Here is a 23,880-nt window from a genome sequence, read left to right on the forward strand (position 1 = left end):
CACCCCGGCCCGGGACAGCCGGACGCCACGCTCCGTGACCCGCCCCGTCGCCCCGTCCACCGCGCCGATCGCCGTCAGCACGTCCCGCGCGGCGGCCATCGCCCCCGCGGGCGGCGCGTCGAGCAGCGCGAGCCCGCCCGCCCCGGGGTCACCCCAGCACGCGGCCTGCAGCGCGAACGCCGTCAGGTCGGCCACCTTGATCTCGGGGGAGGGGAAGCGCGGCAGCCGCCCGTCCTCCGCCTCGGCCCAGCACCGGTACACCGCCCCCGGCGCCTCACGCCCGGCCCGCCCCGCCCGCTGCCGCCCGGCCGCCTGCGAGGCCCGCACCGTGGTGAGGGAACTCAGCCCGCGCGCGTGATCGACCCGCGGCTCCCGCGCGAGCCCGGAGTCCACCACGACCCGCACCCCCGGCACCGTCAGGGACGACTCGGCCACCGCCGTCGCGAGCACGATCCGGCGCCGCTCCCCGCCCGCGAGGACCGCGTCCTGCACCGCGGCCGGGGCGCGCCCGTGCACCTGGAGCACCTCGACCCCGCCCAGATCCCCCAGCTGCCCCGCCACCCGGCCGATCTCACCGACCCCGGGCAGGAAACACAGCACATCCCCGTCCCGCTCCCGCAGCGCCCGCCGCACCGTCGCCGCCACATGCGTGAGCAGTACGGGATCCACGCGCATCCCGTGCGGCGGCCGAACCGGCCGCGCGGACGGCGCCCACACCACGTCCACCGGGTGGGCGGTCCCCGCAGCCTCCACCACGGGGGCACCGCCGAGGACCCGCGCCCAGCCCTCCGCGTCCGTGGTCGCCGACGCCGCCACCAGCTTCAGCTCCGGGCGCAGCGCCTCGCGCACGTCGATCAGGAAGGCCGCGACCGTGTCGGCGTCCAGATGCCGCTCGTGGCACTCGTCGATCACCACGGCGTCGATGCCCGCGAGCTCCTGGTCGCGCTGCAGGCGCTGGAGCAGGACGCCGGTCGTGACGACCTCCACGCGCGTGGACGGCCCCACCACGCGCTCGCCGCGCACCGTGTAGCCGACGCTCGCGCCGACCTTCTCGCCGAGCAGCCACGCCATCCGCCGGGCGGCGGCCCGCGCGGCGATGCGCCGGGGCTCGGCGACCACGACGCGACGTACCGGACCGTGTCCGTCACCTTCCCCGCCGTCCGCGAGCCCCGCGAGCGCGAGCGGTACGAGGGTGGTCTTGCCGGTGCCGGGCGGCGCGCACAGCACGGCGGCGCCCGGCCCCTCCAAGGCGGCGCGCAGCGCGGGCAGCGCCTCGCGGACGGGAAGGTTCAGAGCGGCGTCACGGATCACGCCCTCAGTCTCGTACGCCGCCGCCCCCGGCCCGAAACAGACCTCGGGCCGAGGGCGTCACGTGCACGTCAGTCCCGTACACACACGAAGATCGCCGTCCCCGGGATCAGGTTCCCGCGCAGCGGCGACCAGCCGCCCCACTCCTGGGTGTTCCACGCCGGCCACTGCGGCTCCACCAGGTCCACCAGGCGGAACCCGCCCGCGACCACGTCCCGTACCCGGTCCCCGATCGTGCGGTGGTGCTCCACGTACACCGCGCGGCCTTCGTCGTCCTGCTCCACGTACGGAGTGCGGTCGAAGTAGGAGGCCGCCACCGACAGACCCTCGGGCCCCGGCTCGTCCGGGAACGCCCAGCGGATGGGGTGCGTGACGGAGAAGACGAAGCGGCCGCCGGGGCGCAGCACCCGGTGCACGTCCCGCAGCACCCGCACCGGGTCGGCGACGAACGGCAGCGCGCCGTACGCCGAGCAGGCGAGGTCGAAGGAGCCGTCCGCGAACGGCAGCGCGCCCGCGTCGGCCTGCACCAGCGGCATCCGGCCGCCGACGCCTTCCTGGATGCGCAGCGCGTGCTGGAGCTGGCGGTGGGAGAGGTCGAGGGCGACGGGCCGGGCGCCCTGCGCGGCCAGCCAGCGCGAGCACTGGGCCGCGCCGGCGCCGATCTCCAGGACGTCCTTGCCCTTCAGCTCCTCCGGCGGGCCGAGCAGCTCCGCCTCGACCTCGTCGAGCCCCTCGGGACCCCACACGAAACGGTCGTCCCCGAGGAACGTGCCGTGCTCGATCTGGTACTCGTCCGCGTTCCGGTCCCACCAGCCACGGTTGGCGCGGCTGCTCTCGGTGACGTCGGCGGCACGCCGGGTGGCCTCCGGCTCGGGTGCGTCGGGCTCTTGGATGATCCGCTCCATCGTCGTACTGTGCCCCTTTCGGGGCGCCCGGGCGCGGCGCGGCAGAGCGCGATGCGGCCCGTGTGGCCTCATGCAACAGGTTTTGTGCCGGGTATGCGGCGATCCGCCCCGGGTGTGCGCCTTCGCGCATTGACCCTGTACGACGGCCCCCGTATGCTACAAGTTGCGCTGCGGGCCTGCGTTCCTCAGACATAGCAGGTTGCGCTCGCGTCTGTTGTATGTCCCCTCGGTTGTCGAGGCGCTTTCCGTTTCCTTCGGGAACCTGGGATCGGCGTCTCCTAAGCTGTCCGGCTTCTGCAGAGCGAAACGGGCTCCGGCGTAAGCAGTACCTACGACTTCAATGTCCGTACCGGAGCCCTTTCCCACATGACGAGCAGCACCGAGACCACCGCCACCACTCCGCAGGTAGCGGTCAACGACATCGGTAACGAGGAAGCCTTCCTCGCCGCGATCGACGAGACGATCAAGTACTTCAACGACGGCGACATCGTCGACGGCGTCATCGTGAAGGTCGACCGGGACGAGGTCCTGCTCGACATCGGTTACAAGACCGAAGGCGTCATCCCGAGCCGAGAGCTCTCCATCAAGCACGACGTCGACCCGAACGAGGTCGTCGCCGTCGGTGACGAGATCGAGGCCCTGGTTCTCCAGAAGGAGGACAAGGAAGGCCGCCTGATCCTCTCGAAGAAGCGTGCCCAGTACGAGCGTGCCTGGGGCACCATCGAGAAGATCAAGGAAGAAGACGGGATCGTCACCGGTACCGTCATCGAGGTCGTCAAGGGTGGTCTCATCCTCGACATCGGCCTCCGTGGCTTCCTCCCGGCCTCCCTGGTCGAGATGCGCCGCGTCCGCGACCTTCAGCCCTACGTGGGCAAGGAGCTCGAGGCCAAGATCATCGAGCTGGACAAGAACCGCAACAACGTGGTCCTGTCCCGCCGTGCCTGGCTGGAGCAGACCCAGTCCGAGGTCCGCCAGACGTTCCTCACCACCCTGCAGAAGGGTCAGGTCCGCTCCGGCGTCGTCTCCTCGATCGTCAACTTCGGTGCCTTCGTGGACCTGGGTGGCGTCGACGGCCTCGTCCACGTCTCCGAGCTCTCCTGGAAGCACATCGACCACCCGTCCGAGGTTGTCGAGGTCGGCCAGGAAGTCACCGTCGAGGTCCTCGACGTCGACATGGACCGCGAGCGCGTCTCCCTGTCGCTCAAGGCGACCCAGGAAGACCCGTGGCAGCAGTTCGCCCGCACGCACCAGATCGGGCAGGTCGTTCCCGGTAAGGTCACCAAGCTCGTTCCGTTCGGTGCGTTCGTGCGCGTCGACGAGGGCATCGAGGGCCTGGTCCACATCTCCGAGCTGGCCGAGCGCCACGTGGAGATCCCGGAGCAGGTCGTCCAGGTCAACGACGAGATCTTCGTCAAGGTCATCGACATCGACCTCGAGCGTCGCCGGATCTCGCTGAGCCTCAAGCAGGCCAACGAGTCCTTCGGTGCCGACCCGTCGGCCGTCGAGTTCGACCCGACGCTGTACGGCATGGCCGCGTCGTACGACGACCAGGGCAACTACATCTACCCCGAGGGCTTCGACCCCGAGACCAACGACTGGCTCGAGGGCTACGAGACCCAGCGCGAGGCTTGGGAGACCCAGTACGCCGAGGCGCAGCAGCGCTTCGAGCAGCACCAGGCTCAGGTCATCAAGTCCCGCGAGGCCGACGCCCAGGCGGCGGCCGAGGGTGCCGAGGCTCCGGCCGGTGCGGCTCCGGCCGCCTCGGGCGGCAGCGGCGGCGGCTCCTACTCCTCCGAGGGCCCGGACAACTCCGGCGCGCTTGCCTCGGACGAGGCGCTTGCCGCTCTTCGTGAGAAGCTGGCCGGAGGCCAGAGCTGACGCTCGCCTCTAGGCGGTTGTAGCTGAACACTGTGGGCCCGCACCTGTTGGTGCGGGCCCACAGTGTTTTTTTGGCGCTTCGCGCCGGGGGTTCTCGGTTTCCTGCGGCTCAGTGGGGGCTTGGCGCGCAGTTCCCCGCGCCCCTTGGGCGCTACGGGGTTACTGGGACGTTCGTCAGACCCTTGCCGCCTTTGACCGTGTTGCTGGCGTAGACCGTTGTCCTGCAACTGGTGCTGTTGTTCGTGACATTGATCGCCAGCTGGGTGGCGCCCGTCGCGCCCGTGAGGTCGGACTTGTTGGCGCGGAAGACCGTGCCGCAGCCCCAGCCGGACTGCTGGGTGTGGGTCTCGAAGCCGTTGTTCGTGGTGTTCTTGCCGGTGTTGCCCTCGATGACGTAGTTGTTGCCCTTCACGTCGATCCACGAGTCGTCGTAGTTGTTGCCGGTCAGGCCCTTGCCGTCGAAGGTGTTGCCCGAGACCAGGCCGCCCCTCGTGCCCTCCTTGAGGTCGATCGCCTCACCGCCGACGTCCGGGCCGATGACGTTGTTCAGGATCCGTACGTTGTCGCTCTTGTCGGAGAGCGTGTTGGCGCTGCCGACGTACACGCCCTCGCCCATGCCCCGGTTGTCGTTGCCCGTGTCGTAGATCCTCGAGTTCTTGATCACGCCGTCGGGGCTCGACTTGCGGAAGTGGACGCCCTCCATGTCGAGGCCGTGGACCGTCACGCCGTCCACCACGACCCCCTTCGCGGAGTCGATCATGATGCCCTTCTGGCCGCCGGTGACGGTGATGCCCTTCACCGTCCAGTACGAGGCCGAGTCGAGGTGCAGACCGTAGCCGCCGCCCGCCTTGAGCACCGCCTTGGCGGAACCGGTGAGCGTGATGCGGGAGCCCGAGGTCGCGGCCGCGGTGGTCTTGAAGTTCCCGGAGTACGAGCCGTCGGCGAGGTGGATCGTGTCGCCGGGGCCGGCCTCGCCGAGCGCCGCCTTGAGCTCGGCGGCCGTCGACACCTCGATGGTGTCCGCGCGGTCGGCGGCGGGGCTCGCGGCGGCCGCCGTGGCCAGTAATCCGGCGGCGGCCGTGGCGGAGAGCAGGGTTCGGGTGCGCATGTGGGGGGTGACCTTCCCGTCGGTTCGCGGAGATGAGTTCTCGTACGTGAACAGTGGGTGCCCATATGAACGTAGGGGTGAGGTGTGCGCGCGTCAAGGTCCAGACCTAAGCGCCGCTTCAGCGGTGGCTGTGAAAGCGGAGCGGGAGGGAATGCCCGTGTCCCCCGGCGCGTTCTGATCAATGAACACGAGGAGGAGCGGTCACAGTGCTTGATCCGCAGGGTTTGTACGCATGGGAGCCGAAGGGCCTCGCTGTTGTCGACATGGCGCTCGCCCAGGAGTCGGCCGGCCTGGTCATGCTCTACCACTTCGACGGATACATCGACGCGGGCGAGACCGGCGACCAGGTCGTCGAGCGGCTCACGGACAGTCTTCCCGGGCAGGTCGTGGCCCGCTTCGATCACGACAGGCTCGTGGACTACCGCGCCCGGCGCCCGCTGCTGACCTTCCGGCGCGACCGCTGGAGCGACTACGAGGTGCCGACGCTGGACGTGCGCCTCCTGCAAGACGCCACCGGCGCGCCCTTCCTGCTGCTCTCCGGCCCCGAACCGGACATCGAGTGGGAGCGCTTCGCCGCGGCCGTCAGGGAGATCGTCGAACGCCTCGGCGTGCGGCTCTCCGTGAACTTCCACGGCATCCCCATGGGCGTACCGCACACGCGCCCCGTGGGCCTCACCCCGCACGGCAACCGCACGGACCTGGTGCCGGGCCACGCCAGCCCCTTCGACGAGGCGCAGGTGCCGGGCAGCGCGGAGGCGCTGATCGAGTACCGCCTGGCGGAGGCCGGCCACGACGTGCTCGGCGTCGCCGCCCACGTGCCCCACTACATCGCGCGCTCGGCCTACCCGGACGCGGCCCTGACCGTCCTGGAGGCGATCACCGCCGCCACCGGCCTGGTCCTGCCGGGCGTCGCGCACACGCTGCGCACCGAGGCGCACCGCACCCAGACCGAGATCGACCGGCAGGTCCAGGAGGGCGACGAGGAACTGGTCGCCCTGGTCCAGGGCCTTGAGCACCAGTACGACGCGGCGGCCGGCGCCGAGGCCCGCGGCAACATGATCGCCGAGCCCGTGGACATCCCGTCGGCGGACGAGATCGGCCGCGAGTTCGAGCGGTTCCTCGCCGAGCGTGAGGGCGACGGATAGCGACGGCCGAGCACCGGGCCGGAGTAAGGAGTCCGTTGTGCTCCAGCGGCCTCCGGCAGACAGCGACGGCACCGGCGCCTAAGCTGCCGGTCATGCTGAAAGTGGGGCTGACCGGCGGTATCGGTGCCGGCAAGAGTGAAGTGTCACGACTGCTCGTGGAGCGCGGAGCCGTGCTCGTCGACGCCGACCGGATCGCGCGCGAGGTGGTGGCGCCCGGCACCGAGGGCCTGGCCGCCGTCGTCGAGACGTTCGGGGAGGAAGTCCTCGCCGCCGACGGCTCCCTGGACCGCCCGAAGCTCGGCGCGATCGTCTTCGCCGACCCGGCCCGGCTGGCCGCCCTCAACGCGATCGTGCACCCCCTGGTGGGCGCGCGCTCCGCGGAGCTGGAACGGGCCGCCGCCGCAGCCGCCGAGGACACGGTGGTCGTGCACGACGTGCCGCTGCTCGCGGAGAACGGCCTCGCGCCGCTGTACGACGTCGTGGTCGTCGTCGACGCCACCCCCGAGACCCAACTCGACCGGCTGGTACGGCTGCGCGGCATGACCGAGGACGACGCCCGCGCGCGCATGGCCGCCCAGGCCACCCGTGAGAAGCGCCTGGAGATCGCCGACGTCGTCATCGACAACGACGGCGCCCTGGAGCAGCTCGCGCCCCGCGTGGACGAGGTGTGGCGGGAACTGCGGCGGCGGGCCGGGGCCGCGTAGCCCCCGGCGACGCGGGAGAAGACGCGGGAGAAGGGGGGCTCGTGGTCGTACTGGCGGCGTTCACCACGCTGGGTGGTCTGGTCGCGCTGCTCGCCGGTGCCTACGGTCTGCAGCGGACCCGGCGCATCACCGAAGCGGGAGAGGTGACGGAGGCGCTGGTCAAGGCGGTGTGGCAGGGCGCCGACCGGCCGACGCTGCAGTTCGAGACGGCGGACGGGCGGGTACTGGAGGTCGTCTCGCCGGTGCCCGCGAGCCGACGGCGGCCGCTGCCCGCGGGGGAGCGGGTGCGCATCGCCTACGACACCGACGACCCGCGTGAGATCGTGCTCATCGGTAGTGAACGGCGCGGCCTGGACCGGTCGTTCGCCGCGGCGGGCGCGTGCCTGGTGGTCGTGGGGCTGGCGTTGGCGATGACGGCGTGAGCCCGGGGCCGCGGGCCGGCCCCGGACCGGCCGTGCCGACCCGGAATACGCCGGATCGGCACGTGTGTTGACCATGAAGAGCAAGGGAAGGAGTTCGGCGTGCCCGAAAGCAGCCCGGAGAGCCATGTCATCGACTTCCGGGCGGCGGAGCAACTGCTCGCCGCCCGGGACCCGCGGGGTGCCGTGAAGCTCCTCGACTCCGTCATCGCGGCCCACCCGGAGAACACCGCGGCCCGGCTGCTGCGGGCCCGCGCCTTCTTCGCCTCCGCCCAACTGCGCGCCGCCGAGCTGGAGTTCTCCATCGTCCTGGAGCGCGAGCCGGACAACGCGTTCGCGCACTTCGCCCTCGCCCGCACCTACGAACGCGCCGGCAGGGCCGACCAGGCCCGCCGCCACTTCCGGCTCGCCGCCGCGCTCGACCCGCAGCCGGACTATCTGGCGGCGGCGCGGTTCGACGACGGCCGCGCGGACGGGCAGCCGCGGGCGGGTGGCGTGTAGGGGCGTACGGGCGCCGTCAGGTCCTCGGGGGTTCGTACGGCGGTACGTCGCGGCCCGGCTGGTAGTGCGGGCCCTGGCGGATGTGGCGCACGATCAGCGCCATGTCGACGGTGATCACCAGCCACAGCACCCCGCACGCGATCGCCCACTGCGGGCGCCCGGCGAGCGCGAAGGCCACCGTCCCCACGGCAGCCCAGATCAGCCCCCATACGCTGAACCAGAAGCGCATGCGCAAGGGACTCCGCGCGGTCACCGGTTCACTGCCTGTGCGCATCGGAACGTCATCTCCTCCTTCCAGGGTCCACCCGGCACGGGCCGAACGGAAGGCGGCGGAGGAGCCAAGGAGAGGTGGATGGAGAGGTGGGTGGAGCCGTGCTGGACGTGCTGCGGGTCGCGGCGGAGAGCGACGAGGCGCTCGCCGCGTGGCTGAAGGACCTGGCGGACGCGGGTGAGCCACGGGCCGAGGCGGCCCTGCCGGACGCCGACGAACTGCCCGAAGTCCTCCTCGACCTCGCCGTGCCGCACGAGGACATCAACGAGCTCGTCGCCCTGCGCGCCCGGGTGCTCGACCACCCGGACACACGGTGGCTGTTCACGCGGTGCGTCGACGCGCTCGTACGCGACCTGGGCGAGCCCGAGCAGGCGCCGCGGCTGCCCGTCCTGCCGGAGGAACTCGGCGAACTGGGCAGCTGCTTCTACGTCTTCGTCTTCATCGCCGTGCTGCCCCGGGTGCGGGCCTACCACCGGCGGCACGGCATACCCGACGACGTCTCCCGCCGCACCCTCGCCGACCTCGGGCGGCACATGGCCGTCCACCGCAGGACGCACGGCAGCCGCGGGGTGCCGGTGCCCGGCTGGAACGCGCTGCACTTCCGCGGCGAGCTCTACCAGTTGGGGCGGCTGCAGTTCCAGCGGGCGCTGCTGGGGGAGCGGATGGGGGCGGCTCTCGCCGCCGCGGGCACCGGGCTCGGGCCCGGGGACCCGTGCCTGAGCGTGCACATCGCGGACTTCCGGGGGCCGTTGTCGGCCACCGCGTGCGACCGGTCCGTGGAGCTGGCCCGGGAGCTCTTTCCCCGGCACTTTCCCGGTGAGCGGTACGACGTCGCCGTCTGTCACTCGTGGCTGCTCGATCCGCAGTTGAAGCTGTATCTGGACGCGGAGTCCAACATCGTGCGGTTTCAGGAGCGGTTTCGGCTCGCCGACACGTATGCCGGGCAGGAGCCGGAGGACACCGTGCCGGTGGGGTTCGTTTTCGGGGACCGGCATCTGCCGGTGGAGTCGCTGCCGCGGCGTACGCGGGTGGAGCGGGCCGTCGGAGACCACCTGAGGGGTGGGGGGCACTGGTATGTGGGGCATGGGTGGTTCCCGCTGGAGCGTCCCCCAGCCCGCCCCTTCCCGTAACCAGGGGGCTGCCGCCCCCTGGACCCCCGCTATCGGCGCTCCGCGCCTCGTCCTCAATCGCCGGACGGGCTGATACTGCGCCGGGCGGGACTCAGTCGGAACGACCGGCCGGGGGCTGGACCGGCCCCGTGCGGCTGTTCAGGGCCCGCAGGCGTTCCATGTCCCGGCGGTCCCGCTTCGTGGGGCGGCCCGTGCCGCGGTCGCGGATGCCCGCCGGGGCCACCGCCTCGCGCGGGGGCGGCGGGGGGCTGTTGTCCACGTAGCACTCGACGGCGACGGGGGCGCCGACCCGCTTGCGGATGACTCGTTTGACGATGACCACGCGTTCGCGCCCCGCGGGCTGGCGGAGGCGGACCTCGTCGCCCGGCTTCACGCCGTGCGCGGGCTTCACGCGGTCGCCGTTGACGCGGACGTGGCCGCCCTTGCAGGCCGCCGCGCCCGCGGAGCGGGTCTTGACCAGCCGCACGGACCAGATCCAGGCGTCGACGCGCACGGTCCCGCCGTCCGCGCCCCCTGTGCCGGGTGAAGTCTCCGAAGCCATGCACCAGACCTTAGTGCGGCATCGGGGCCCGGGGCCCCGCCGACCGGCGAGCCGTCCGGAATCCGCGAGCGACCGCACTCGATAATTCGGTCTGTTCACGGCAATTCGCCGCAAATTTCCTCACGCAGGGGTGCTGCCCATGACGCCCGAAGAGCTCGCCACCACGGTCGACGGTCTGATGGACGGTCTGCGCGCCGACCTCGTCCGGCTCGCCGAGATCCCCTCGATCGCCTTCCCCGGGTTCCCGGGCGGGCCGGTCCGGGAGGCGCACGACCTGGTCGTCGGGCTGCTGCGCGACGCGGGCGTGCCCACCGTCGAGCGGCTCGACCTGCCCGACACCGCCCCGGTGGTCTACGGCGAGATCCCGCCCCCGCGTCCGGACGCGCCGACCGTGCTCCTCTACGGGCACTACGACGTCCAGCCGCCGGGCGACGAGAGGCTGTGGAAGTCGCCTCCCTTCGAGCCGACCGAGGTCGAGGAGGCGGGGCACGGGCGCGGCCTGCGGGCGCGTGGCATCGCCGACGACAAGTCCAACGTCATCGCTCATGTGGGGCTGCTGCGGGCCTACGGCGGGCGCCCGCCCGTCGGCGTCAAGATCGTCGTCGAGGGGCAGGAGGAGTACGGCAGCGCCTTCGACGGCTACCCGCCCACCGACCCGGCCCGGTTCGCCTGCGACGCCATGGTCATCGCCGACCTCGGCAACCTCCGCCCCGGCACCCCCACCCTCACCACCGGCCTGCGCGGCGCCGCCGAGGTCGTCGTCGAGGTCCGCACGCTCGACGAGCCGCGCCACAGCGGCGAGTTCGGCGGCGCCGCGCCCGACGCGCTGCTCGTGCTCCTGAAGGCGCTCGCCACCCTGCACGACGTGCACGGCGATGTCGCGGTGGAGGGGCTGCGCCGCGAGGAGTGGGGCGGGACCTCGTACACGGAGGAGGAGTTCCGCTCCCTCGCCGGGGTGCGCGAGGGGATGCCGCTGATCGGCAGCGGGGGCCTCGGGGAGCGCCTGTGGAGCGGGCCCGCGATCACCGTGATCGGCCTGGACGCGCCGGGCGTGGAGCACGCGGCGTCGGCGGTCGTGCCGTACGCGCGCGCCAAGCTGAACCTGCGCTTCCATCCCCGGCAGGACCCCGGCGAGGCGCAGGGGCTGCTCGTCGAGCACCTGCGGTCGCTGCGGCCCTTCGGTGTCCCGCTGACCGTCACGCCCGGCGACACCGGCCCCGGCTACGAGGCCGCGACCGGCGGGCCCGCCTACCGTGCCGCGCTCACCGCGCTGAAGGAGGCATGGGGCGAGGAACCCTCGTACGTGGCCACCGGCGGGTCCATTCCGCTCGTGAACGGCCTCGCGCAGGCGGCGCCCGGCGCGGAGGTGCTGCTGTTCGGCGCGCAGGACAGCATGTGCAACCTGCACGCGCCCAATGAGCGCGTGCTGCTCTCGGAACTGCGGGACACGGTCGTCGCCCTCGGGGCCTTCGTGCGTGAGTACGCGGCCTCCTTCGCCGCACGTGACGGCGGACCGGATGCCGGGCGCGGCGGCGACGGGAGCCGCTCATGAGCACCACCGCGACCGGCCCGGAGGCTCGAGAGCCCGCGCCCAAGAGCAAGTTCACCTTCCCCAGCGCGCTGACCGTCCTCGCGATCGTCACCGTCGCGGTGTGGCTGCTCGCCTTCCTGGTGCCGCCCGGCGCCTACGACCGCGACGACAAGGGCGCGCCCGTCCAGGGCAGTTACCACCGCGTCCCCGACGACCAGTCCTTCGTCGACCGCCTCAACGACCTCTTCCTCGCGCCCGTCAACGGCCTGTACGGCGTGCAGGACACCGAGTCCGGGCAGGTCGGCCCCGACCTGACGGGCGAGCTGTACGGCAGCGCGGGTGTGTTCCTCTTCGTGCTCGCCATCGGCGCGTTCATCACCGTCGTGTTCGCCACCGGCGCCCTCGATCGGGGCATCGGGCGGCTCGCGCACCGGCTGCGCGAGCGCGGCGCCCTGCTCATCGCGGGCGTCATGGTGGTCTTCTCCGTCCTCGGCACCGTGGAGGGCTTCGCCGAGGAGACGCTGGGCTTCTACGGCCTCATCGTGCCGCTGATGCTCGCCCTCGGCTACGACCGGATGACCGCCGTCGGCACGATCATCCTGGGCGCGGGCATCGGCGTGCTGTGCTCGACCGTCAACCCCTTCGCCACCGGCGTCGCCTCGGCGGCCGCCGACATCTCGCTCGGCGACGGCATCGTGCTGCGGTTCGTGATGTGGCTGGTCCTCACGGCCGTCACGGTCGCGTACGTCATCCGGTACGCCAAGCGCGTCCAGCGGGACCCGGAGCGCTCGTTGAGCGGATTCCTGCCCGGTGACCGGGAGCGGGCGGCGGGCGAGGCCGAGGAGGTGCCCGAGCTGACCCGGCTGCACAAGGCGATCCTGGTCGTGGTCGGCCTGGTCTTCGCGTTCATGATCTTCTCGGTGGTGCCGTGGTCCAGCGCCCTGACGGGCGACGCGGACGCCGAGCCGTACGGCTTCGAACTCGGCTGGTCCTTCCCGCAGTTGGCGGCCCTGTTCCTGTGCGCGGCGGTGCTCGTGGGCCTGGTCGCGCGGATGGGCGAGCAGAAGCTCAGCTCGACGATCACCCAGGGCGCGGCGGACTTCATCTCGCCCGCGCTGGTCATCGTCCTCGCGCGCGGCGTCACCGTGATCATGAACAACTCGCGCATCACGGACACCGTGCTGCACTCCATCGAGGGGGTCGTGAAGGGCACGTCGTCCGGCGTGTTCGCGGTCATCGTGTTCCTGGTCAACCTGCCACTGGCCTTCCTCATCCCGTCCACGTCCGGGCACGCCACCCTCGCCATGCCGATCCTCGCGCCGCTCGCCGACTTCGCGGGCGTCTCGCGGTCCGTGGTCGTCACCGCGTGGGCGGCGGCCAGCGGCTGGATGAACCTGTGGGTGCCGACGACGGCCGTCACCATCGGCGGGGTCGCGCTCGCCAAGGTCGGCTACGACAAGTACCTGCGGTTCGTGTGGCCGTTGCTCGCCATCTTGTCCGTGCTGATCTGCGGGTTCGTGGCAGTGGGCGCGGCGCTCACCTGAGGGCGGTTACCGTGCCGGGATGAGTCTGTACCCGGAGATCGAACCGTACGACCACGGCATGCTCGACGTCGGCGACGGCAACCGCGTGTACTGGGAGGTCTGCGGCAACCCTCTCGGCAAGCCCGCCGTGGTGCTGCACGGCGGGCCCGGGTCCGGCTGCACGCCCGGATTCCGGCGCTACTTCGACCCCGACGCGTTCCGGATCGTGCTGCTCGACCAGCGCGGCAGCGGCCGCTCCACGCCGCACGCGAGCGATCCCGCGACCGACATGAGCGTCAACACGACCAAGCATCTGCTCGCCGACCTCGAACTGCTGCGGCGGCACCTGCGGGTGGAGCGGTGGCTGGTGTGGGGCGTCTCCTGGGGCTCGGCGCTCGGGCTGCGGTACGCCCAGACGTACCCCGACCGGGTGTCCGAGCTCGTCCTCACCGGGCTCGCCACCGGCAGCCAGGCCGAGGTCGACCTGCTCACGCGGGGGCTCGGGCGGGTGTTCCCCGAGGCGTTCGCGGCCTTCCGGGGCGGGGTGCCGGAGGGCGAGCGGGACGGGGACCTGGCCGCCGCCTACCTGCGGTTGCTGGAGTCGCCGGACGCGGCGGTGCGGGACCGGGCCGCGCGGGCCTGGACCGACTGGGAGACCGCCATCGCGATGGCCGCGCCCCGCTCCGTCGCGCGCTACGAGGACCCCGTGTTCCGGGCCGGGTTCGCGCGGACCGTCACGCACTACTTCTCCCGGGGGCACTGGCTGGGCGATGACGGGGTGGTGCTGCGGGACGCGGGCGCGCTGCGGGGGATTCCCGGGGTGGTGGTGCAGGGGAGCCTCGACTTCGGGAATCTGCTGGGGGTGCCGTGGCGCCTGCAGCGGGGGTGGGGCGACGGGGAGTTGGTCGTCGTGGACGACGCGGGGCATGACGCGGGGGCGTCGGGAGTGGTGGGGGCGCTGGTGGCGGCGACGGACGGGTTCCGGCCGGGGTAGGCCGTGCCCGGGGGGAAAGAGGGCGCGCTGTTTGATCGCGACCCCGGTGGATACCCGCCCGTGGCCAGGGCGTCAGTACCGGGACGACGAAAGCAGGTCGCGCATGGAGCCGTCGAACGTCTTCATAGTGGGGCTCGACGACAAGAACCTGGACGTGCTGTGTGCGCAGCCGTTCGCGGAGCGGTACCGATTCCACGCGCTGTCGGGCCACGAGGAGGTGCAGAACGGCGGCGAGGTGGAGCTGCCCGAGCTGCTCGACCGGATGGAGCGGCGGCTCCAGGAGTTCCCCGGACGGATCGATGCCGTCGTCGGCTACTGGGACTTCCCGGTGAGCACCGTCGTGCCGATCCTCTGCCGCCGCTTCGGGCTGCGCGGGCCGGACCTGGAAGCCGTCGTCAAGTGCGAGCACAAGTACTGGAGCAGACTTGAGCAGCGACAGGTCATCGAGGAGTATCCGCGGTTCGCGCTCGTCGACCTGGACGGTCCCGCGAAGCCTCCCGAAGGACTGCGGTACCCGATGTGGATCAAGCCGGTGAAGTCGTACTCCTCCGAACTCGCCTTCCACGTGGCCGACGACGCGCAGTACGCGAAGGCGGTGGCGGCGGTGCGCGAGGGCGTCGGCCGGCTCGGCGAACCCTTCGAGTTCGTGCTCGACCGGCTCGACCTGCCGCCCGAGATAGCCGAGGCCGGCGGACAGGCATGCCTGGCGGAGGAGTCGCTGACCGGCGAGCAGGTCACCGTGGAGGGCTACAGCTGCGACGGACGCATCGAGGTGTACGGCATCGTCGACTCCGTCAACTACCCCGATACGTCGAGTTTCCTGCGCTACCAGTACCCGTCGGCCCTGCCGGACTCCGTGCAGGACCGGCTCGCGGACATCTCCCGGCGGGTGATCGCCCGGATCGGCCTCGACAACTCGACGTTCTGCATCGAGTACTTCTGCGACCTGGACAGCGGCCGGATCGGCCTGCTGGAGGTCAACCCGCGCCACTCCCAGTCGCACGCCGAGCTGTTCGAGCAGGTCGACGGCATCCCCAACCACTACTGCCAGATCGCGATCGCGCTCGGCGAGGACCCGCGGCTGCCCCGCCGCCAGGGACCGTACGCGCTCGCGGCCAAGTGGTTCCTGCGCCGCTTCACCGACGGACGGGTCACGCACCGGGCGGACGACGAAGCCCTTGAGCGGCTGTGCGGGGAGATTCCGGGAGTCAAGACGATTCCGCTGGTCGACGCGGGCGCGCGCCTGTCCGAGGTGTCCCAGGCCACCGACAGCTACAGCTACGAACTCGCCCACGTCTACACGGCGGCGGCCGACCAGAAGGAACTGCGGGACAAGTACACGCGCGCCGTGGCGGCCCTCGACTTCCGCTTCGACGAGGACCTCGGCGACACCGGGACGGGGGCGGGCGGCACGGGAAAGGAGGCAGAACGTGCGTGAGGTGACTTCCCTGCCCCACGACGTCAAGGAGGACGAACACCTCTGGATTCCGGTCTCGGACGGCACCCGGCTCGCGGCCCGCGTCTGGCGCCCGGCGACCTCCGACGAGCAGCCGGTGCCCGCGGTCCTGGAGTTCATCCCGTACCGCAAGCGGGACCTGACGGCGGTGCGCGACTCCGTGCACCACCCCTACCTGGCGGGCCACGGCTACGCGTGCGCGCGCGTCGACCTGCGCGGCACCGGCGAGTCCGAAGGCGTCCTCACCGACGAGTACCTCGAACAGGAGCTGCGCGACGCCGAGGACGTCCTCGCCTGGCTGGCCGGGCAGCCCTGGTGCGACGGGCACACCGGCATGATGGGCATCTCGTGGGGCGGCTTCAACGCCCTGCAGGTCGCCGCCAGGCGCCCGCCCAGCCTGCGGGCCATCGCCATCGCGTCCTTCACCGACGACCGCTACGCCGACGACATCCACCACATGGGCGGCTGTCTCCTGTCCGACAACCTCTCCTGGGCGTCGACCATGTTCGCCGGCACGTCCTGCCCTCCCGACCCCGCGCTCGTCGGGGAGGACTGGCGCGAGATGTGGCTGCGGCGGCTGCGCGAGAGCGGCCTGTGGCTGCGGACGTGGCTGGCCCACCAACGGCGGGACGACTACTGGAAGCACGGCTCGGTCTGCGAGAACTACGAGGACGTCGGCTGCCCCGTCTTCGCCGTGAGCGGCTGGGCGGACGGCTACTCCAACGCCGTCTTCCGGCTGATGGAACGCCTCGGCGTGGAACGCAAGGGGCTGATCGGGCCCTGGTCGCACAAATACCCCCACCAGGGCCGGCCGGGCCCCGCCATCGGCTACCTCCAGGAACTGGTCCGCTGGTGGGACCGCTGGCTGAAGAAGATCGACAACGGGGTGATGGACGAGCCGACGCTGCGCGTGTGGATGCAGCAGAGCGTGCCGCCCTCCACCTCCTACGAGCAGCGTCCGGGCCGCTGGGTCGGCGAGCCCTCCTGGCCGTCCCCCCACACCCGGCCCACCGAACTCGCCCTCGCCCCGCACCGGCTGTGCCGACCCGGCGGACCGGCACCCGCGGCCGACGACGAGACCGAGCTGACGCTCGAATCCCCGCTGTCCGTCGGCCAGTTCGCGGGCAAGTGGTGCTCCTACAGCGCACCGCCCGACCTGCCCTACGACCAGCGGGAGGAGGACGGCGGCTCGCTGGTCTTCGACACCGGCGTACTCACCGAACCCTGCGAGATCCTGGGCGCCCCCGTCGTACGCCTGGAGCTGGAGGCGAGCGAACCCGTCGCGATGATCGCCGCCAGGCTCTCCGACGTGGCCGCGGACGGCAAGGCGACGCGGGTCACCTACGGACTGCTCAACCTCACCCACCGCGACAGCCACGAGCACCCGGAGCCCCTGGAACCCGGCCGCCGCTACCTGGTCGACGTGCAACTCAACGGGGTGGCCCAGGTGTTCCCGCCCGGCCACCGCATCCGCCTGTCCCTCTCCACGTCCTACTGGCCGCTCGCCTGGCCGCCGCCCCGTCCGGCCCGCGTCGCGGTGTTCACCGGTGCCAGCCGGCTGGTCCTTCCGGTGCGGCCCATGGCCGAGTCCGACGAGGTGAGCCTGCGCCCCTTCGACGAGCCGGAGGGCACGCCACCGCTGTCCACCACACAGGTCCACCCCGGCCGCCAGGAGTGGCGGGTCTCCCGCGACCTGGTGCACAACAGGTCCACGCTCGAAGTCGTCGCCGACAACGGCACCGTGCGGTTCGACGGCATCGACCTCGAAGTGACGCGGCGCGAGCGCCAGTGCTACAGCTCGGAGGCCGACGATCCCCTCTCGGCGCGCGGCGAGGTGGAGTCGACCCGCCGGTTCCGGCGGGGCGACTGGGACGTACGCACCGTCACGCACACGGTCCTGCGCTGTTCCGAGGACGCGTTTCTGCTGCACGCGCGGCTCGACGCGTACGAGGGCGAGCAGCGGATCCATTCGGCGAACTGGGACGAGACGATCCCGCGCGACCTGCTGTGACCCCGGTGAGCCGAGCCGGTGCGCCCGCCGTAGGGGTGACCCTGCCGGGGCGGCGGAGAGGGGTCGGCCACCGCTGGGGGGACGCTTGAGGGCCCGGTGCCCAGAGGGGGTGCCCCGAGAAGGGGAGTCGCCCCGTGCCCCAGCCGACCGTCCCGACGGGCCCCTCCCGCCGCAGGCGGGGAACCCGGCTCCGCCGCGCCCTCACCTCCGTGGCCACGCTGGCCGCCCTCACGGCCACGGGAAACACCGCGGCGGGCGCGCCGCCGGAACCCGTGGAGTTCTGGGTGAACCCCGACACCCACGCCGCCCACCAGGCCGCCGCCTGGCGCAAGAGCGGCCGCGCCGCCGACGCCTGGTTCATCGACCGCATCGCGGCCCGCGCCCAGGCGGAGTGGCTGAACAACGACGAGCCGGGTGACGTGGTGCGCGCCCACGTCGAGAAGGCCGCCGCGGCCGGCCGCACCGCCGTGCTCGTCGCGTACTTCGTCCCGCACCGCGACTGCGGCGACTACTCGGCGGGCGGTGCCCGCGACGGCGCCCACTACCGCGCCTGGATCGACGCCTTCGCCACCGGGATCGGCACCCACGCCGCGTACGTCGTCGTCGAACCGGACGCCGTCGCCCAGCAGATCGCAGGCTGCGGGCGGGCCGACGCCGCCGAGCGGTACGCGCTGCTCGCCCACGCCGTCGCCCGCCTCAAGCGGCAGCCGGCCGCCAAGGTCTACCTCGACGCGGGCAACGCGAGCTGGATCCCGGAGGAGCGCCGCCTGGTCGAGCCCCTGCGCCTGGCCGGCATCGAGCGGGCCGACGGCTTCGCGCTCAACGTCTCCAACTACCGCACGACCGCGGAGAGCGCCGAGTACGGCCACCGCCTCGCCCGCGCCCTCGGCGGCGACACCCACTTCGTCATCGACACCAGCCGCAACGGCAACGGCCCCTACGGGGGTTACGACAAGCCCTGGTGCAACCCGCCAGGGCGCGCCCTCGGCACCCCGCCCACCACCCGCACCGGCGACCCCGCGATCGACGCCCACCTGTGGGTCAAGCGGCCCGGCGAGTCCGACGGCACCTGCCGGGGCGGGCCGCCCGCCGGGGCGTGGTGGCCGGAGTACGCCCTTGGCCTCGCCAGCCGGGCCGAGACCGTGCCGGGCCCCTGACACCCCGTACGCCATGGCTCAGGGGCGCCACACGTACCGCACGTCCGGCTCCTTCTCCTCGTTGTCGCCGTCCGTCCGCTCCGCCGCCGTGAAGCCGTGGCGTTCGTAGAAGCGGTGCGCGGGCGCGTTGACCTGGAAGGTCCACAGGGACAGGCCCTCAGGGCTGCGCTCCTTGGCGAGCGCGACGAACCGGTCGCCGATGCCGCGGCCACGCCACTCCGGCGCCAGGTAGAGCTGGCTCAGCTCCCCGCCCTCGAGCACCATCATGCCGACGACCACGCCCGCCGCCTCGGCCACCCACGTGCCGCCGCGCCCCACCACCACGTGCCGGAAGAAGTCCCGTACCCCGTCGTCGGAATGGGCCCGGCGCACCTCGGGAAGGGCGGCGTCGAACGACCGCAGATAGACGTCGGCGACGGCCGCCGCATCCGCTGCGGTGGCCGCCCGCAGCGTGACGGCGGCCGTCGCCGGGCCGCTCACGCCCCGGCCCCGTCCGGCACGACGGCGGTCGCGGTGATCTCCACGAGCTGGCCGGCATAGCCGAGCACCGTCACACCGAGCAGCGTGGACGTGTGCGGCCGGGTGTTCAGCAGCCCGGAGGCGCGTACGACCTCCCACACCTCGGAGAGCACGCCGGGCTCGTCCCCGACGACGTACACCGTGCTCGCCACCACCTGCGACAGATCGCTGCCGATGGCACGCAGCGCCTCGTCGAGGTTGGCGACGACCTGATGGGCCTGCCGCACCGGATCGCCCTCGCCGACGAGTTTCCCGTCGGCGTCGAGGGGGACGGAACCGGCCATGAACGCGAGGCGCGCACCCGCCTCGACGACGGCCGCGTGGGCGTATCCGGGAGGCGGGAAGAGGGTCGGGACGACGGTGCGGTGGACGGGGGCTGGGCGTGTGGTCATGGAGGCATCGTGCGGGGCGGGGAGTCGCGCGCGCATCTGGATTTCGGGTGGGGTGCGGCCCGTTTCGTACGCGACGTACACCATGTGCATCGCCTCAGCGCACCGCGGCCGGTGAACTGCCGCCCGGCACAAGCAGCTTGGGGTGTCCGGTGCCGTCCGCCCGTGCCGTCCAGATGTCCTGCTTGCGGCCCTCGCGGCCCGGGAGCGCGTACGCCAGCGTGCCGTCGTCCAGCCACGCCGCCTGGTCATCGACGCTCCGGCGCTCGGCGAGCGGGTGCTCGCGCATCGTGCGCAGGTCGAGGACGTAGAGCCGCCACGGGTCCTTCGTGCCGCCGCGCACGCGCTTCTTGAAGGCGACGCGGGTGTTGTCGGGGGACAGGGACGGGCATTCGGCGTTCTGGCGCAGGGCCCGCGCCGACCACTTCCGCATGTCGCCCTCGACGAGATACGTCCGGCCCTTCGTCGAGACGGTGGCGTAGAAGCGGTTGTCGTCGCGGGCGAAGGTCACGCCCCAGTAGTTGACGTCGGGGGAGTGGTAGCGGCGGCCGTCGACGGTGAGCGGGATCTCCTCCATGTTCTTGATCAGATAGCCGGTGCGGGTGTCCAGGATCGAGGTGCGGGTGGAGAAGGACGAGCTGCCGCCCGCGTACGAGTCGCCGGTGGTGAACATCGTCCACGACAGCATCCGCCCGGACGCCGAGACCCGCGCCCGGTTCGGGATGCCGGTGAGCGCGACCCGCCGCTTCTCGCGCAGCCGCTCGTCGAGGACGACGGCGTACGACTTCGGCGGGATGCCCGGGCGGCGCAGTAGGCACAGGGCGGTGCCTCCGGCGGCGTGGAAGCGTTCGCAGGACGGGCCGTTGGGGGTGCGCGAGCCGGTGCCGGTCATCGGTACGCGGGCGACGCGGCCCGCCCCCTCCTGCGTCGAGCGGAAGTAGAGGTGGCCCCGGTCGAGGGCGAACTCCGAGCTGGAGGAGGCCGGTTCGGCCCGCTGGACCGCGCGCACCGTGTACGTGACGGCGACGGCGGCGAGCAGCGCGGCGGCCGCCACGACGGCGACGACACGCAGGCGGGTGGACGCCTCGGGCGGGGTGAGGGTCATGCGATGCCTTCCGGGGGCTTGGTGGGCGCCGAGGGTTCGGCGGCGGGCCGCTCCTGGGGCTGCCCGGCGGCCGGTGGACGTTCCGTCGGCCGCAGCAGGACCGCCGCGCCCGCGCCCGCCACGCTCAGCGCGAGCACCGCGCAGGCCAGGGCGGCGCCGACGCCCCACAGGGTCCAGGCCGCGCCGAACCCCGCCGCGGCCACAAGACGGCTGAGCGCCTGGCCGGTCTGCAGCACGGCCATCCCGCTCGCCCGCCGCTCCGCCGGGAGGCAGGGCGTGGCGAGCGCCATCAGGACGCCGTCGGTCGTGGCGTAGAAGACGCCGAGCGCGAGCAGCACCCCGACGAGCAGCGGGCGGCCGCCGGTCGGCAGGAGCAGCAGGACGTACGCGGCGAGCAGCGCGCCGTGCCCCGCGAGGAACGGCACGCGCCGGCCCACCCGGTCGGCGAGCCGCCCGGCCGGAACGGCGAGCAGCAGATAGACCGCCGCGGTGCCGAGCGGAAGCAGCGGGAACCAGCTCTCCGCGAAGTCCAGGCGCCGCTGGAGCAGCAGATACAGGAAGGCGTCCCCGACGGTCGCGGCGCCCAGCAGCGCGGCGGCGGCGCAGACGCGGCGGAAGGCGGGGACGCGGAGGAGGGTGAGGGCCTTGCGGGGGCGGCCCGTCGCCGGTGCGGGTGGAGCGGGCAGCGCCGTCCGCCCCGGTACGAACGCCACCAGGAGCAGCACCCCGAACAGCCCGAAGCAGAAGCTGACGACGAAGACGGCGTCGTACGCGTCCGCCGTGATCCACAGCAGCGCGAACGCCGCGAGCGGGCCGAGCAGCGCGCCCGTCGTGTCCATCGCCCGGTGCACGCCGAACGCCCGGCCGAGCCCGTCCGGCGGGCTGCTCAGCGAGATCAGCGCGTCCCGGGGCGCCGTCCGCACGCCCTTGCCGAGGCGGTCGGCCGCGATCGCCGCGCCGATCCCGGCGGTGGCCCCGCCCGCGAGCAGCAGCCCGAGCCGGGACAGCGCGGACAGCAGATACCCGGAGCCCGCGACGAGCTTGTGCCGCCCGCCGCGGTCGGCCGCGTACCCGCCGAGGAGCCGTACGACGGCCGTGGCGCCGTTGTAGAGACCGTCGAGGAAGCCGAACGCGAGCGGGGACAGGCCGAGGCCGAGGACGAAGTAGAGCGGGAGCACCGCCGCGACCATCTCCGAGGAGATGTCGGTGACGAGGCTGACCGCGCCGAGGGCGAGGACGGGTCCGGTGACGCGGCCGCGCGTGCGGCGTGCGCGGCCGCGCTCGGCGGCCGTGGCGACCGCGTCGGTGGTGGCCAGGTACATGTGCGTGACACCCGGGCCCGGGGGTCAGTGGCAGGAGTACGACGGGCTGGTGTCCTTGGTCGCGCCGTCCGTGCCGATGAGCTTCCAGGAGAAGCCGTCGTCGGTGAAGTCGAGTTTCACCACGCCGTGGGTGTTGGTGATCCGCTTCTGGCTGTTGGGCTGGACCTCTTCGATCTTGTACGGGTTCGCGCCGCCCGTACCGGCGAGCAGCTCGACGACGCCCTCGGGGTCGGCCTTGCCGTTCGCGTCCTGCGGGGCGAAGCGTTCGTAGTGGTGGTCGTGGCCGCCGAGGACCAGTTCGGCCTTCGCGTCGTCGAGGAGCTTGTAGACCGGCCTGCCGACGGGGTTGTTGCCGTGCTCGCCGGAGGAGAACAGCGGGTGGTGCCAGTACGCGGCCACGCACTTCTTGGCGTTGGCGGCGAGGTCCGTCTTCAGCCAGTCGATCTGGGCGCGGTCGTCGAAGCTGTTGGAGTCCAGGGCGATGAAGTGCCAGTTGCCCTGGTCGTAGCTGTAGTAGCTCTTGCCGTTGGGGTACGCGACGGCGCCGAAGTAGGACTTGTAGCCCTTGAGCGGGCCCGCCGGGTCGTACGTCTCGTGGTTGCCCGGCACGGGCTTCGTCTTGTCCTTGAAGGCGCCCCAGGTGGTCGCGTAGTACTTCTGGAAGTCCTTCAGGCGGGCGTCGTCGTACTGGTTGTCGCCCATCGTCAGCACGAACTGCGGGTTGATCTGCCGCACCAGCGCGGCGGTCTTCGGGTGCGCGCAGCGGCTGTCGCTCTTCGTGCACTGCTCGGCGATGTCGCCCGCGGCCACGGCGGTGAAGGCGGCCTTCGGCGTCGGGGAGGCGTCGGCCTCGCCGGCCGGCGACCACAGGAGCAGACCGCCGGCGGTGGCGAGGGCGGTCGCCGCTGCGGCCGGTATGACCCAACGGGCTTTGTGCGTACGGGAGTCGGCGGAGCCGTCGGTGGGGGTGAGCGGCATGTCTGCCTCCTGGGCGCGTGGTGGGGGGTGCGGGAGGGCCGTCTCAGGCATCGTGGCGAGTGGGCATGAGCGCGTCAAGGATGTCGACGGATTATTGTTAGGAAACTTTCCTACTGGAGGTGGTTCCCCCGCCGGGCGGTGCCCGGCCTCGCGGTGTCGGGGGCGGGGCGTGGGCTCGCCTAGGGTGGCGGGAGAGGGTGAGGGGCGGGCGAGCGGCCGGTGTGGAGCCGGTGAGCGGCGGGCGAGGATGAGGCGACGAGTGGTTGAGCGGTGCGCGAGGTGGTGGCGATGACGGCGACGGGCGCCGGGGCCGCCGCTGACGCCACCCCTGCCGCCTTCGCGGCTCTCGTGCCTCTCGTACGTTCCTGCGCTGCCGTCTTCCTCCCGGCCGAGGTGCCCCGGGAGGGCCGGATCGCGTGGTGGCGGCCGGACGGCGGGGAACTGCCCGACGTGAGCGGCGGCGAGGGCTCGGAGACCTGGAGCCGGGGTGAGATCACGGTGGTGCGCCGGCACGGCAAGGGGGTGCGCAGGCATGCCGTGCCCGCGTTGCTCGCGCCGGTGGGGGAGGCGGTGGCGGTGCTGTCGACCGGCGGGGCGGTCGCGGCGACGGGCGGGGCGGCCGGCGCGCATCCCTCCGCCGCCTGCTGGGCCGCCGCCGCGCGGCACGCCCTGCATCTGATCGCCCGGGGCAAGCTGCTGCCCGGACTGACCGGCGCGGACGTGGACGCGTGGCGGGCCGGGCCGCTGGGCGCCGAGGACATCGCGCACCTGCGGGCCATCGCCGGCGCCATGCCCGCCGAGGCGCACGCCGTGCCGCTGTGCCGCTGCCCGGCAGCCGCTCCCCGCTGCTGCTGCCCGAGCCGTACGCGCTGGTCAGGGCGTTCGTCGACGCCGTGGTCGACACCCTGCCGCGTACCCCCGCCGCCGCGTACGCCGTCGGCGCGCCCTTCGCCGCGCGCGGGCCGCAGCGGCTGCCCGGGGCGCG

22 protein-coding genes and 1 pseudogene are annotated in these 23,880 nt (G+C 72.6%); 13 read left to right on the forward strand and 10 right to left on the reverse strand.

The genetic code is table 11. From position 1 onward, the window contains the following. Positions 1–1,311: helicase-related protein (locus STRAU_RS18200; protein ID WP_037660243.1), on the reverse strand; the 1,311-nt coding region annotated here is incomplete at its 3' end. Between the two features lie 68 nt (positions 1,312–1,379). Next, positions 1,380–2,213: a class I SAM-dependent methyltransferase gene (locus tag STRAU_RS18205; protein ID WP_016641815.1), complete on the reverse strand. Its 834-nt coding sequence runs from the start codon at positions 2,211–2,213 to the stop codon at positions 1,380–1,382. A 366-nt stretch (positions 2,214–2,579) separates the two neighbouring features. Between STRAU_RS18205 and rpsA the strand changes: the two genes are divergently transcribed. After that, positions 2,580–4,091: a 30S ribosomal protein S1 gene (gene rpsA, locus STRAU_RS18210; RefSeq protein WP_016641816.1), complete on the forward strand. Its 1,512-nt coding sequence runs from the start codon at positions 2,580–2,582 to the stop codon at positions 4,089–4,091. 151 nt (positions 4,092–4,242) lie between these two features. On the opposite strand, the gene STRAU_RS18215 is transcribed toward rpsA, so the two are convergent. Then, complete coding sequence (locus STRAU_RS18215) at positions 4,243–5,199, reverse strand: right-handed parallel beta-helix repeat-containing protein (protein WP_016641817.1); 957 nt, start codon at positions 5,197–5,199, stop codon at positions 4,243–4,245. A gap of 206 nt (positions 5,200–5,405) precedes the next feature. On the opposite strand from STRAU_RS18215, the gene STRAU_RS18220 reads away from it, so the two are divergent. The 4 genes from STRAU_RS18220 to STRAU_RS18235 all read left to right on the forward strand — a co-directional run bounded on the left by STRAU_RS18220 (position 5,406) and on the right by STRAU_RS18235 (position 7,968). Further along, positions 5,406–6,344, forward strand: coding sequence for a PAC2 family protein (locus tag STRAU_RS18220; RefSeq protein WP_037660246.1), 939 nt, complete (start codon positions 5,406–5,408; stop codon positions 6,342–6,344). Between the two features lie 92 nt (positions 6,345–6,436). Continuing rightward, complete coding sequence (gene coaE, locus STRAU_RS18225; RefSeq protein WP_016641819.1) at positions 6,437–7,048, forward strand: dephospho-CoA kinase; 612 nt, start codon at positions 6,437–6,439, stop codon at positions 7,046–7,048. Between the two features lie 41 nt (positions 7,049–7,089). Continuing rightward, a complete protein-coding gene (locus tag STRAU_RS18230; RefSeq protein ID WP_016641820.1) occupies positions 7,090–7,470 on the forward strand; it encodes a DUF3592 domain-containing protein in 381 nt (126 codons plus the stop codon). Positions 7,471–7,569: 99 nt separating this feature from the next. Further along, a complete protein-coding gene (locus STRAU_RS18235) occupies positions 7,570–7,968 on the forward strand; it encodes a tetratricopeptide repeat protein (RefSeq protein ID WP_016641821.1) in 399 nt (132 codons plus the stop codon). Between the two features lie 16 nt (positions 7,969–7,984). On the opposite strand, the gene STRAU_RS18240 is transcribed toward STRAU_RS18235, so the two are convergent. Further along, a complete protein-coding gene (locus STRAU_RS18240; RefSeq protein ID WP_037660247.1) occupies positions 7,985–8,242 on the reverse strand; it encodes a DUF6343 family protein in 258 nt (85 codons plus the stop codon). Between the two features lie 152 nt (positions 8,243–8,394). On the opposite strand from STRAU_RS18240, the gene STRAU_RS18245 reads away from it, so the two are divergent. Continuing rightward, positions 8,395–9,369 carry an acyltransferase domain-containing protein gene (locus STRAU_RS18245; protein ID WP_078621311.1) on the forward strand — a complete coding sequence of 325 codons (975 nt, stop codon included), beginning with the start codon at positions 8,395–8,397 and terminating at the stop codon, positions 9,367–9,369. A 91-nt stretch (positions 9,370–9,460) separates the two neighbouring features. On the opposite strand, the gene STRAU_RS18250 is transcribed toward STRAU_RS18245, so the two are convergent. After that, positions 9,461–9,910: an RNA-binding S4 domain-containing protein gene (locus STRAU_RS18250; RefSeq protein ID WP_016641824.1), complete on the reverse strand. Its 450-nt coding sequence runs from the start codon at positions 9,908–9,910 to the stop codon at positions 9,461–9,463. Between the two features lie 139 nt (positions 9,911–10,049). Here STRAU_RS18250 and STRAU_RS18255 point away from each other — a divergent pair, with 139 nt between their 5' ends. The 6 genes from STRAU_RS18255 (at position 10,050) to STRAU_RS18280 (ending at position 18,582) form a co-directional block, all read left to right on the forward strand. Then, complete coding sequence (locus STRAU_RS18255) at positions 10,050–11,462, forward strand: M20/M25/M40 family metallo-hydrolase (RefSeq protein ID WP_037660249.1); 1,413 nt, start codon at positions 10,050–10,052, stop codon at positions 11,460–11,462. Then, complete coding sequence (locus tag STRAU_RS18260) at positions 11,459–12,985, forward strand: YfcC family protein (protein WP_016641826.1); 1,527 nt, start codon at positions 11,459–11,461, stop codon at positions 12,983–12,985. Before STRAU_RS18255 ends, STRAU_RS18260 begins: the two co-directional genes overlap by 4 nt. 19 nt (positions 12,986–13,004) lie before the next feature. Beyond that, the gene (gene pip / locus STRAU_RS18265; protein WP_016641827.1) at positions 13,005–13,958 is read left to right on the forward strand and encodes a prolyl aminopeptidase; all 954 of its coding nucleotides are present in this window, start codon (positions 13,005–13,007) and stop codon (positions 13,956–13,958) included. A 103-nt stretch (positions 13,959–14,061) separates the two neighbouring features. After that, on the forward strand, positions 14,062–15,396 hold the full coding sequence (locus tag STRAU_RS18270) for an ATP-grasp domain-containing protein (protein ID WP_016641828.1): 1,335 nt from the start codon (positions 14,062–14,064) through the stop codon (positions 15,394–15,396). Beyond that, the gene (locus tag STRAU_RS18275) at positions 15,389–17,425 is read left to right on the forward strand and encodes a CocE/NonD family hydrolase (RefSeq protein ID WP_016641829.1); all 2,037 of its coding nucleotides are present in this window, start codon (positions 15,389–15,391) and stop codon (positions 17,423–17,425) included. Before STRAU_RS18270 ends, STRAU_RS18275 begins: the two co-directional genes overlap by 8 nt. Positions 17,426–17,559: 134 nt before the next feature. Then, the gene (locus tag STRAU_RS18280) at positions 17,560–18,582 is read left to right on the forward strand and encodes a glycoside hydrolase family 6 protein (RefSeq protein ID WP_203227426.1); all 1,023 of its coding nucleotides are present in this window, start codon (positions 17,560–17,562) and stop codon (positions 18,580–18,582) included. Positions 18,583–18,600: 18 nt separating this feature from the next. On the opposite strand, the gene STRAU_RS18285 is transcribed toward STRAU_RS18280, so the two are convergent. The 5 genes from STRAU_RS18285 to STRAU_RS18305 form a co-directional block, all read right to left on the reverse strand. Next, positions 18,601–19,062 (reverse strand): GNAT family N-acetyltransferase, encoded by a 462-nt coding sequence (locus tag STRAU_RS18285; protein ID WP_016641832.1) that lies wholly within the window; start codon positions 19,060–19,062, stop codon positions 18,601–18,603. Continuing rightward, a complete protein-coding gene (locus STRAU_RS18290) occupies positions 19,059–19,493 on the reverse strand; it encodes a RidA family protein (protein WP_037660261.1) in 435 nt (144 codons plus the stop codon). Before STRAU_RS18290 ends, STRAU_RS18285 begins: the two co-directional genes overlap by 4 nt. Positions 19,494–19,587: 94 nt before the next feature. Continuing rightward, positions 19,588–20,595, reverse strand: a complete 1,008-nt coding sequence (locus tag STRAU_RS18295; RefSeq protein WP_016641835.1) for a TolB family protein — start codon at positions 20,593–20,595, stop codon at positions 19,588–19,590. Continuing rightward, positions 20,592–21,917, reverse strand: a complete 1,326-nt coding sequence (locus STRAU_RS18300) for an MFS transporter (RefSeq protein WP_016641834.1) — start codon at positions 21,915–21,917, stop codon at positions 20,592–20,594. The genes STRAU_RS18295 and STRAU_RS18300 overlap by 4 nt, the downstream gene beginning before the upstream one ends. 24 nt (positions 21,918–21,941) lie before the next feature. Further along, positions 21,942–22,895 carry a metallophosphoesterase family protein gene (locus STRAU_RS18305; protein WP_016641836.1) on the reverse strand — a complete coding sequence of 318 codons (954 nt, stop codon included), beginning with the start codon at positions 22,893–22,895 and terminating at the stop codon, positions 21,942–21,944. Between the two features lie 288 nt (positions 22,896–23,183). Here STRAU_RS18305 and STRAU_RS18310 point away from each other — a divergent pair. Further along, positions 23,184–23,880, forward strand: a pseudogene (locus STRAU_RS18310) (ATP-dependent helicase); the annotation flags it as partial.

Origin of the sequence: Streptomyces aurantiacus JA 4570, from assembly GCF_000414115.1 — a bacterium.
Lineage (GTDB): Bacteria > Actinomycetota > Actinomycetes > Streptomycetales > Streptomycetaceae > Streptomyces > Streptomyces aurantiacus_A.